The sequence below is a fragment of the Daejeonella sp. genome, from assembly GCF_044342615.1.
Lineage (GTDB): Bacteria > Bacteroidota > Bacteroidia > Sphingobacteriales > Sphingobacteriaceae > Daejeonella.
Genome location: NZ_JBIIPN010000100.1, coordinates 1 through 9,861 on the forward strand (window position 1 = coordinate 1; position 9,861 = coordinate 9,861).

Genomic DNA, 9,861 nt, shown 5'->3' on the forward strand with positions numbered 1-9,861 from the left:
AAGTAATTGCATGTTTTATCCCATGGTCAATTATTCCACAACGAATAGCCATATTATCTGCTTCTGTACCACCAGAAGTAAAGAAAAACTCTGATGGAGAGGCCTGCAATAGTGATGCAACAGTTTTACGAGATTTTTCTATTAAAGTCCGAACTTCCCTACCATGAGCATGGATAGAAGATGGATTACCATATTGGCTTTCCATCACCTCATAGATTGATTTTAAAACTTCTTTATCAAGGGGTGTTGTAGCTGCATTATCTAGATATACGCGCATTTTTTATTTTTAATATAGAATAATAACCTGCAAATGCCATTGGTTAAAACGAATGCAGGTATGAAGGATATTTATCGCAAAATTAGTGATATTATTTTTATGACTATTCCGTTAGACTCAATATTTCTTTAATATCTGATATTATTTTTTGAGCTAAATTTTCGGCCATTGTCTCCGAACTTGCTTCCGAATAAATTCTGATGATTGGCTCTGTATTTGATCTTCTCAAATGAACCCATTGCTTATCAAATTCAATTTTCAATCCATCAATTGTGCTATGTGGTTGATTTTGATAACGTTTTTCAACTTCAGCCAATAAGGCATCGATATCCATTTCGGGGGTTAATGTTATTTTATTTTTTGAGATAAAATATGCCGGATAAGAGGCCCTTAATACAGAAACAGTCTGCCCTTTTTTAGCTAAATGAGTCAAAAACAAGGCAATTCCAACTAAGGCATCGCGTCCATAATGCGATTCAGGGTAAATAACGCCACCATTACCTTCACCACCAATAATAGCATTGGTTTCTTTCATGGCGTTTACTACGTTAACCTCCCCTACAGCTGATGCTGTATAGGTGCAAGAAGCCGCTTCGGTCACATCTCTTAACGCACGAGTAGATGATAGGTTAGATACAGTGTTTCCTGGAGTATGGCTTAACACATAATCGGCAACAGCAACAAGCGTGTACTCCTCACCGAACATAGATCCATCCTCGCATACAAAACATAAACGATCTACATCTGGATCAACAGCAATTCCTATATCAGCCTTTTTAGCAAGCACTTCACGTGATAAATCAACCAAGTTCTCAGGCAATGGCTCCGGATTATGCGGAAATTCGCCATTCGGTTCACAATACAATTCATGGACGGTATCTACTCCTAAAGCTTTTAGTAGAGCAGGAATAAATATCCCACCGGAAGAATTAACACAATCAATAACTACCTTAAAATTAGCTTTACGGATAGCATCTACATCAACCAGAGGCAATGCCAATACCTTATCAATATGCTTTTGTAAATAACTATCATCATAAACAACAGATCCTAAATTATTTACCTCAGAATACTCCAAATCGGTCTTTTCGGCTTGTGCTAAAACCCATTGACCCTCAGAATCAGAAATAAATTCACCCTTTTCATTGAGAAGCTTTAAGGCATTCCATTGCTTAGGATTATGGCTGGCAGTTAAAATAATGCCTCCACCTGCATGCTCATCAGGAACAGCTAGCTCAACTGTTGGCGTAGTTGAAAGTCCGAGATCAACTACATCTATCCCAATACTTTGAAGTGTTCCTACTACTAAATTTCGGACCATTTCGCCTGAAATTCTAGCATCTCTGCCAACTACAATTTTTTTCTTACCGGTATTAGCAATAACCCACTGACCGTAGGCTGCTGTAAATTTAATAATGTCGGGAGGTGTTAAGCCATTACCTGCTTGACCACCTATTGTACCCCTGATTCCTGAGATTGATTTGATTAATGCCACTTTTTCGAATTAAAGTCCAAAAATAACAAATCCATTGAATACAATATTGTAAAAAGGTAAATGTATATATTTGCATTCTAATTCTGCAAGCTTCATATGCCCAAAAAATGGTTTCAAAACTGGTTTAGTTCACCTTATTACCACATTCTATATCATCAAAGGAATGATGAAGAAGCTGAATTTTTTATAGATAACCTATGTACTTTTTTAAAACCTCAGCCGGAAGCAAAATTGCTCGATATTGCTTGTGGTCGTGGTAGGCATTCTGTCTATCTTAATAAGAAAGGTTATGATGTTACAGGCATAGATTTATCAAATGCTAATATAAAATTTGCCCAACAGTTTGAAAATGAAAGCCTTCAGTTTCTCGTTCATGATATGAGAAATGCTTTCTACATCAATTATTTCGATATCGCATACAACCTTTTTACTAGTTTTGGATATTTCGAAACCGAAAAAGATCACCTGAAGGCACTTAGTGCATTTAATAAATCGCTTAAAAAATCAGGTATTTTAGTGCTCGATTATTTCAATAGTGAAAAAATGATGCGCCATTTAACACATCAAGAAGTTAAGCGTGTTGATGGAATTGATTTTCACATCAGCAAGAAGGTTGAAAACGGAAAAATTATAAAAAGTATTTCTTTTGAGCATAAAAACAAAGAATTTTCATTTAAGGAAGAGGTAAAAGCCTTCAGCAAGAAAGATTTTGAGTCAATGTTTAGCCAAAGCGGATTTAAAATTTTAAATCACTTCGGCGATTATTCATTAAATTCATTCGATGAGGTAAAATCTGACCGACTAATATTTATTTGCCAAAAAAACAATGATTGATCAACTAGTTCAATTTGACCGAGATTTATTCTTTGCCATAAATCACGGCCTCAGCAATAGCTTTTTTGATTGGTTAATGCCAATTCTAAGAGACCGCTATACTTGGGTTCTCCTTTACCTTTTCATCATCGTATTTTCAATAAAAAATTATGGTAAACAAGGTTTTATAATGCTTTTGTTTTTGGCAATGACCTTCGGAATTAGTGATTTTTTATCTTCTTCAGTTATAAAACCAAATGTTCAGAGGTTAAGACCATGCAATGAAACAGAAATTAAAACTAATGTAAATAATTTGGTTGATTGCGGTACTGGATACAGTTTTCCGTCTTCACATGCCACAAATCATTTTGGTATAGCCGTATTTTTAATCATGATGTTCTATCATAAATGGAAGATTATTCTTCCTATTGGAATACTTTGGGCAGCATCTATTAGTTTCGCACAAATTTATGTAGGAGTGCATTACCCAATCGACATCTTAACAGGAAGCCTTCTTGGAAGTAGTATTGGCCTTGGAATGAGTAGAATTTTATTATCAAACAAATCGTTTAAAACATGGAAATCTGGGAACTGATTTTACTTTTTAGCAGTTCTACGTTGGGTGGACTCGCAATATTTCTGTTTAAAAAAGATAATACAAGTAGATTAAAGTTAGTTTTATCGTTTAGTGGAGCCTATCTATTTGCCATTACCGTATTGCATCTAATGCCCGATGTGTATTCGTCGAATAATCCTCAAATTGGCTTATTTATACTTGGAGGTTTTCTTCTTCAAATTTTCATGGAACAATTCTCGGAAGGTATTGAACATGGCCATATTCATAAACATAGTCACCAACATGTAGTTTTCCCATTTGGAATTATGATAAGTTTATGTTTACACGCATTTCTTGAAGGAATGCCTTTGGCACAAGGGCAACATCGAGAACTTGTTTATGGAATAGCTTTACACCATATACCTGCGGCATTCGCATTAGGAAGCGTTCTATTGGAAAATAAATTAAGTAAAGGAAAGATATCGGGATTACTAATATTGTTTGCGCTAATGAGCCCTTTGGGCTATTGGCTAAGCTTTGAAATAGGACAAGGATCAATTGGAAATATAGAGGTCTATTTCGATCAAATCATGGCTGTAGTAATTGGTATTTTCCTACATATTTCTACCACTATTCTCTTCGAATCTAGTGTAGATCATAAATTTAATTTGAAAAAAATAATTGCTGTACTGCTAGGAATTGGAATCGCCCTTATGGGATTTTTCTTGCACTAAATCGGATAGGTGGATATAAAGATATTTATAAACTAAGATCTCATTTTATCTAACAAATCGCTCAAAATACCTGCATCTGTATTGTTGAAATCTTCATTCAGAATCTGATCAAATAATAATTCAGCATCCAATTTTGAAAGGATGTCAATACCCTTATTGCTAATCAATATGTCAACAGCACGACGATCATTAGTATTTACTGTACGATCAACCAATTCTTTTTGAACTAAACGATCAACAATTCTCGAAGCATCAGACATTTTATCCAGCATACGCTCTTTAATTAAATTAATGGTTGCTGGATTAGGGCGTTGGCCACGTAAAACACGCAGCACATTATATTGCTGAAGAGTTATATCATATCTACTAAGTTGTTGTCTTAATAAATTTGTTATCCAGCCATAGGTATAAATCAAATTAACAATCGACTTTTGGTGATTGTTTTCAAATTTATTACTGTTAATTTCTTTACCTATTTCCATGTTATTTAGTAATTAAAACCGATTCAATAAAGAACTATTTATCTAAAGTGATATTACTAAGAAAATTATTTAATATTTAAATCAGGTTTAATGGATTGTCCATATTTCCAGGGACAGTGCTTACATTTATTTTTGCAGCAAGAACCTCTTTTTAGATGATAGGCTTCTGTAAACACTAGATTCCCATCTTCATCTAAGTAATAATCAAAGTTTTCAATGAGCATAGTTTAACAATTTTACTAATAATTTATCTTTAAAATGCTCTTTTAAAAAAGATCCATCACCATGGAGGGTCCAGACCTGTTTAGGCTCAACTTCCTTTAACATATTTATAATATCGTTCCAATCTACATGGTCGGAAATCAGGATTTGTAGATCATTATTTCTTTGGAGACGCATCCAACCCGAAGCAAAAGCTCTAACTACATTTTTTGCTCTGATATAGCTATTGAAGGCCAAAGGAGGCACAATATAGACTAAATTTTGATCAGGCTGCTTCATTGATTTCCGATTGTATAGCTCATATTTGCCCACATTAAATCCGAAAGATTCATAGACTTTATTAATGCTAAAAATGGAGTGGTGAACGTATGTACTGCGTTGCGGACAATGATCAGTAATAAGTCGCGTAAGCCTTTGAGCTTTACCGAGTGAATAGGCACCTAGTAAGATATTATGATTCATCTCACTAAACTTTTTAATCTCCTCAATAGGATCTGGATGCTGAATAGAAGGATCTGCAAAAGTGGTTTCAGTAATTAAAACATCTGCTTTAACAAATTCAATTGGCTCACAGGTTAGATCATCTTGCAATTTATAATCACCTGTATATAAATATCTTACACCAGAATATTCCATTAATATTTGTGCCGAACCTAAAATATGTCCGGCAGGAATAAAACTAATTTTTACACCATTTAAATCAAATGTTTCATTCCAAGGATGGATATGAAAATTTTTAGCTGCCTGTTTTTGATAACGATGCTGCATGATAGCAGCAGTGGCGGCAGTACAATAAACATTTTCATTAGCTCTAACAGCATGATCGCCATGCGCATGGGATATAATTGCTTGATTAACAGCAATTTTAGGATCAAGGTAAAAATTACCAAGTCGGCAAAACAAGCCAATTTCATTAAGAATTAGAAAATCATCAATGATCATAATTGCGACTAATTTTAAGAAATTGTTGATGAAGATCTAAAATTTGAGGTATTAACAAGCGATTTTCATCATTTATAAGAATATGATTTGCCAATTTCATCTTTTGCTCATCGCTAAACTGGCGTTTCATTCTCAACATAATTTCCTCTTCGCTAATATGATCTCTTGCTTTGATGCGACTAATTCGTGTAGATTCCGGAGAAATTACAAGAATTGATAAATCGCACATTTTATAGGATTCGCTTTCATACAAAAGAGCAGCCTCTTTAAGAATGTATGGTACTTCTTTTTGTTCTGAAATCCATCTGTCGAAAGCCCTAAAAACAGCAGGATGAACCAAAGCGTTTAATTTATTTAGCTGCGATTGATCTTTAAAAACGATGGATGAAATATAGGGCCTATTTAGCTGACCATCAATCGAATAAGATTCAGTCCCGAATACATTAAGGATTTCATTTTTCAATTGAGAATCAGTCTGCATGATTGTTTTTGCAACATTATCCGCATAAAAAACTGGAATTCCTAATAATTCAAAAATCCTACAAACGGTTGTTTTACCACTACCAATTCCGCCTGTAATTCCTATTTTAAGCATCACCTTTGAATAATAAAATCTAAATTTTGCGGTTCAATTTTCACTAATTCACAATACTCAGGAAATTTACTAATTATCACAGGCAATTGTTTATAGCCTTTTAACTTCCATTTGTCTAAATCGGCAGTGACTTCAAAACTACCTCTTTCAACCTTTTTATAATTACTTAAAGCGGTTAGAACGGTAATTTTCACCTTATCTGGAAGCAATTTCACATTCCTAAATTCATTATTATTAATTAGCTTGACCGGTACCTCAACAAGCTTTTCAGTAAATTCATCAACAACAATTTGAATATCAACTACCCGAGGATAAATACTAATATTGGTTTTTAATGGCTCCTGAAGTGGAATTTTAGTATTTATATTAGTATTGATGTTTTTCAATTCAAGAGTATCAGTAGACCAATATTCGAGCTTATCAAGCTCATTTTGCGGTCCCGAGACTGTAACAAAGGCTGGCGATAACTTAATTTTATCTGAAATGCCATAATGACTTTGAAAACGGATATTAGTATTAACTCGGATTGGGATTTTTTTAAAGACTCGAGAAGAAAAATCGAAATATAGCGTATCGGGATAAATTCCAATAACTTTTTGATTAGATTGAAACTTCCGATTAATAACTGATAATTGATCTGAAAGATCTATAAAAGATTGTTTTTTTAGTATTCCTAGGTTTACATCAACATATTGGGGCTTAATTCTCAGTTTAGAAAACAATAACTGCCATCCAGTACCTTCAACTTGAAGATTAACAGTATCAGACTGTAATGAGTTAAATGCCTTATTTTCAGGAATATTTACAAAACGAACTAAAGTTTGAACTTGATAAACATAGCTATTGGAGAGTGCAAAGAACATCCATGCCCCTACCGCAAATGATAAGCAGATGAAGAACAATGAAATTCGGCGACGTTCAATTGGACTAAATTTTACAAATGGCATATCTTAAATCCTATTCAAATTTAGCTAAAATAAAAACGCCGCTTCAAAAGAAGCGGCGATCATTTCATTTAATTTTTTGATTACTTAGCTGTTGTCTGATTTAGAGCTTTAGATGCCTCTAAAGATACTGCAGATTTATCAAAACGGATTTTAGTCCCACTCTCTACCTCAATTAAAAAAGTAGTATCATTTAAATCAACAATTTTGCCATGTATTCCTGATAAAGTAATCACTTTATCACCCTTTTTTAACTCTTCAACAAACTTTTTATGATCTTTTGCCTTCTTCATTTGTGGGCGAATCATAAAAAAGTAAAACACCACGATAATTAGCAGCATAGGTAAAAACTGCCCGATCTGATCCATATTCATATTCTATTTTGTTTTTGGTTATTATTATTCTTGAGGTAATACGTTACCTAATATATTTAATTCTGTAAGTGCAGGATTAGTATTTGCAGTAATACTAACCACCTTGTTTTGCATTCCAGGCTTACCTGTGCTATTGAAAATCACTCTAATTACGCCTTCAGCACCTGGCGCTAATGGCTCTTTAGGATATTCTGGTACGGTACAACCACAAGTAGCCGTTGCACTACTAATGATAAGCGGTGCATTACCAATATTTTTAAATTTAAAATCATAGCTAACCTTCTCCCCTTCTTTAATTTCACCAAAATCGTAAACCTCTTTTTCAAATTTAAATGCAGGTACGTTGGTATTAGCTACTGTATCAACAGTGCTTATTTCATTTTGATTTACAGACTCTGTATCTGTTGCTGTTTGATTGTTACACGCCGCCAAAAAAGACGATAAAACTAGGAAATACAAGATTTTTTTCATATATTATTATTCTAATAAGCCTTTACCGGTTTTTCTAAGTTTTCCGGCCGACTTCAAATCTGCTAAAATTTTATCTAAAATACCGTTTATAAATGAATTGCTTTTAGGAGTACTAAATTCTTTTGAAATCTCAATATACTCATTCATAGTTACCTTGACAGGGATTGTAGAAAAATGGATTAACTCAGTAATCGCCATGCGCATGAGCAGAGTATCCATTAAAGCAATTCGTTCTGAGTCCCAATTTTTAGTTTTTTGAGCTATTAATTCCTGATATTCCTTCTCAAAGGAAATTACTTTTTTCAATAATTCAACTAAAAAAGATTTATCCTCATCCCAATTAGGGCATATTTCAGCGAGTTTATTTTCATCAGGATTTACACTCGAAAAATTCTTGAAAGTTTTAGCTACCAATGCTTGAAGGACATCCTTATCAACAGACCAGTTTATAAATTTTTCTTCAAATATTTGCTCAATCCCAGGAGACTTAAGAATTAATTTCTTAAAAATAAACTTAATAATATCCTTATCCTTTTGAATGGTATGATCTGTAAGTCCTAGGAATGTATTATACTCTTCTGAAGCTTTTAAAGTAATAAAGATTGATTTTCGTACTTCAGGATCAAAATCCCAAGAAATTTTATACTTTTTAACTGCGGCAAGGTATTCAGGATTTTGCTTCAGAGAAGCAATAAATAAATTGTTTTGAATCTTAACACTTGCATTCAGATCTTCTTCTGAAGGCAAAAACTTATTTGCACGTTCTTCAGCATCGATTATGCTATAATCAGCCACCTCAATCAATAAGGATAGAAGCCAGATATACATTTCATAAACCTTATCAACACTTTGTAGTAAAGCCTTTTCATAGGGTAATATTTCCTTAACCTGCGATTGCTGATATGAATATAATACCTGCAACGCTTTAACCCTCAGATGCCTTCTGTTTAACATGTATAAGAACGATTTTGTGTTTAATAAATCCTATTAAAAATTAATAGGAAGCTTTTATTTTTCTAATATCCTCAATTCTTTTTTCAGCAATTTTATTTGCTGCTTCATAAGTTGGAATATTTTCAAGTTTTGATTTTTGTATTACTTTTCTTGTTGCGTCGTAAATATTCTCTGTTATTTGAAGGGTTTTTTTCTTGTTAAACCCTGCAATTTCAGAATAACAGTTGATTAGTCCGCCTGCATTAATCAAATAATCCGGCGCATACATAATCCCCTTCTCCAATAACATATTTCCGTGTATCACCTCATCTGCTAGCTGATTATTAGCAGAACCTGCAATAATTGAACATTTTAAGCGGTTGATGGTCTCTGTATTAACTGTTGCTCCAAGCGCACAAGGAGAATAAACATCGATATCAAGATCAAAAATACTATTATTAGATACAGCAGTTGCTCCATATTTTTGAGCAACCTGTGCTAAACGTTCTTCATTAATATCACTGATATAAACTTTAGCATTTTCATTTCTAAGTAAAGAAATCAGGTTTTCACCCACCTGGCCAGTCCCTTGAACAGCAATTGATTTACCTGCTAAACTGTCATTGCCAAATTGCTCTTTTAAACAGGCTTTTATACCCATAAAAACACCTTTTGCAGTCACAGGAGATGGATCCCCACTCCCCCCAATAGACTCAGGAATTCCAGTAACATGTTTCGTTTCCATACGGATATATTCCATGTCACGAGGATTAGTACCTACATCTTCGGCGGTAATGAATGACCCATTTAAGTTTTCAATAAAGCGTCCGAAGCGGCGCATAAGTGCTTCCGATTTATGCAAACGACTATCTCCAATAATCACAGCCTTACCTCCTCCTAAATTTAATCCAGTGATGGCAGCTTTATAAGTCATGCTTCGCGATAAACGCAAAACATCATGCAATGCCTCGGTTTCAGATTTGTATGGCTGCATACGCGTTCCACCCAAGGCAGGGCCTAATG

The 9,861-nt window shown here is 34.0% G+C and carries 14 protein-coding genes; 3 read left to right on the top strand and 11 right to left on the bottom strand.

Annotated features, from left to right (window positions below):
- Together ACIQ0D_RS09165 and glmM are read right to left on the bottom strand one after the other, a co-directional pair.
- Positions 1–277 (bottom strand): aminotransferase class V-fold PLP-dependent enzyme (locus tag ACIQ0D_RS09165; RefSeq protein ID WP_395804896.1); only part of this gene is annotated, 277 nt, incomplete at its 3' end.
- Positions 278–380: 103 nt separating this feature from the next.
- Positions 381–1,772: a phosphoglucosamine mutase gene (glmM, locus tag ACIQ0D_RS09170; protein WP_395804898.1), complete on the bottom strand. Its 1,392-nt coding sequence runs from the start codon at positions 1,770–1,772 to the stop codon at positions 381–383.
- 96 nt (positions 1,773–1,868) lie between these two features.
- Here glmM and ACIQ0D_RS09175 point away from each other — a divergent pair, with 96 nt between their 5' ends.
- From ACIQ0D_RS09175 to ACIQ0D_RS09185, 3 genes are read left to right on the top strand one after another with little or no spacing between them, the layout of a single operon-like run.
- A complete protein-coding gene (locus tag ACIQ0D_RS09175; RefSeq protein ID WP_395804900.1) occupies positions 1,869–2,606 on the top strand; it encodes a class I SAM-dependent methyltransferase in 738 nt (245 codons plus the stop codon).
- Positions 2,599–3,180 (top strand): phosphatase PAP2 family protein, encoded by a 582-nt coding sequence (locus tag ACIQ0D_RS09180; RefSeq protein ID WP_395804902.1) that lies wholly within the window; start codon positions 2,599–2,601, stop codon positions 3,178–3,180. The genes ACIQ0D_RS09175 and ACIQ0D_RS09180 overlap by 8 nt, the downstream gene beginning before the upstream one ends.
- Positions 3,162–3,875 (top strand): ZIP family metal transporter, encoded by a 714-nt coding sequence (locus tag ACIQ0D_RS09185; protein ID WP_395804904.1) that lies wholly within the window; start codon positions 3,162–3,164, stop codon positions 3,873–3,875. The genes ACIQ0D_RS09180 and ACIQ0D_RS09185 overlap by 19 nt, the downstream gene beginning before the upstream one ends.
- Before the next feature lie 32 nt (positions 3,876–3,907).
- Here the strand turns inward: ACIQ0D_RS09185 and ACIQ0D_RS09190 are convergent, their stop codons facing one another.
- The 9 genes from ACIQ0D_RS09190 to ACIQ0D_RS09230 form a co-directional block, all read right to left on the bottom strand.
- On the bottom strand, positions 3,908–4,357 hold the full coding sequence (locus tag ACIQ0D_RS09190; RefSeq protein ID WP_395804906.1) for a MarR family winged helix-turn-helix transcriptional regulator: 450 nt from the start codon (positions 4,355–4,357) through the stop codon (positions 3,908–3,910).
- Positions 4,358–4,422: 65 nt separating this feature from the next.
- Complete coding sequence (locus ACIQ0D_RS09195) at positions 4,423–4,581, bottom strand: DUF5522 domain-containing protein (RefSeq protein WP_395804908.1); 159 nt, start codon at positions 4,579–4,581, stop codon at positions 4,423–4,425.
- On the bottom strand, positions 4,571–5,521 hold the full coding sequence (locus ACIQ0D_RS09200) for an MBL fold metallo-hydrolase (protein ID WP_395804910.1): 951 nt from the start codon (positions 5,519–5,521) through the stop codon (positions 4,571–4,573). The genes ACIQ0D_RS09195 and ACIQ0D_RS09200 overlap by 11 nt, the downstream gene beginning before the upstream one ends.
- A complete protein-coding gene (gene coaE, locus ACIQ0D_RS09205) occupies positions 5,511–6,116 on the bottom strand; it encodes a dephospho-CoA kinase (RefSeq protein WP_395804912.1) in 606 nt (201 codons plus the stop codon). The genes ACIQ0D_RS09200 and coaE overlap by 11 nt, the downstream gene beginning before the upstream one ends.
- Positions 6,116–7,063, bottom strand: a complete 948-nt coding sequence (locus tag ACIQ0D_RS09210; protein ID WP_395804914.1) for a CdaR family protein — start codon at positions 7,061–7,063, stop codon at positions 6,116–6,118. The genes coaE and ACIQ0D_RS09210 overlap by 1 nt, the downstream gene beginning before the upstream one ends.
- 80 nt (positions 7,064–7,143) lie before the next feature.
- Positions 7,144–7,428 carry a preprotein translocase subunit YajC gene (yajC, locus tag ACIQ0D_RS09215; RefSeq protein WP_395804916.1) on the bottom strand — a complete coding sequence of 95 codons (285 nt, stop codon included), beginning with the start codon at positions 7,426–7,428 and terminating at the stop codon, positions 7,144–7,146.
- 30 nt (positions 7,429–7,458) lie between these two features.
- Positions 7,459–7,905 carry a DUF1573 domain-containing protein gene (locus ACIQ0D_RS09220; RefSeq protein WP_395804918.1) on the bottom strand — a complete coding sequence of 149 codons (447 nt, stop codon included), beginning with the start codon at positions 7,903–7,905 and terminating at the stop codon, positions 7,459–7,461.
- Between the two features lie 6 nt (positions 7,906–7,911).
- Positions 7,912–8,859, bottom strand: a complete 948-nt coding sequence (gene nusB, locus ACIQ0D_RS09225) for a transcription antitermination factor NusB (protein ID WP_395804920.1) — start codon at positions 8,857–8,859, stop codon at positions 7,912–7,914.
- A 40-nt stretch (positions 8,860–8,899) separates the two neighbouring features.
- Positions 8,900–9,861: Glu/Leu/Phe/Val dehydrogenase (locus ACIQ0D_RS09230; protein WP_395804921.1), on the bottom strand; the 962-nt coding region annotated here is incomplete at its 5' end.

Excerpts from the sequence above, each read along its gene's own strand:
- ACIQ0D_RS09175 (WP_395804900.1), top strand. The coding sequence starts at position 1,869 with ATGCCCAAAAAATGGTTTCAAAACTGGTTTAGTTCACCTTATTACCAC.
- ACIQ0D_RS09190 (WP_395804906.1), bottom strand. The coding sequence starts at position 4,357 with ATGGAAATAGGTAAAGAAATTAACAGTAATAAATTTGAAAACAATCAC.
- ACIQ0D_RS09210 (WP_395804914.1), bottom strand. The coding sequence starts at position 7,063 with ATGCCATTTGTAAAATTTAGTCCAATTGAACGTCGCCGAATTTCATTG.
- ACIQ0D_RS09185 (WP_395804904.1), top strand. The coding sequence starts at position 3,162 with ATGGAAATCTGGGAACTGATTTTACTTTTTAGCAGTTCTACGTTGGGT.
- ACIQ0D_RS09220 (WP_395804918.1), bottom strand. The coding sequence starts at position 7,905 with ATGAAAAAAATCTTGTATTTCCTAGTTTTATCGTCTTTTTTGGCGGCG.
- ACIQ0D_RS09195 (WP_395804908.1), bottom strand. The coding sequence starts at position 4,581 with ATGCTCATTGAAAACTTTGATTATTACTTAGATGAAGATGGGAATCTA.
- nusB (WP_395804920.1), bottom strand. The coding sequence starts at position 8,859 with ATGTTAAACAGAAGGCATCTGAGGGTTAAAGCGTTGCAGGTATTATAT.
- coaE (WP_395804912.1), bottom strand. The coding sequence starts at position 6,116 with ATGCTTAAAATAGGAATTACAGGCGGAATTGGTAGTGGTAAAACAACC.
- ACIQ0D_RS09200 (WP_395804910.1), bottom strand. The coding sequence starts at position 5,521 with ATGATCATTGATGATTTTCTAATTCTTAATGAAATTGGCTTGTTTTGC.
- yajC (WP_395804916.1), bottom strand. The coding sequence starts at position 7,428 with ATGGATCAGATCGGGCAGTTTTTACCTATGCTGCTAATTATCGTGGTG.
- ACIQ0D_RS09180 (WP_395804902.1), top strand. The coding sequence starts at position 2,599 with ATGATTGATCAACTAGTTCAATTTGACCGAGATTTATTCTTTGCCATA.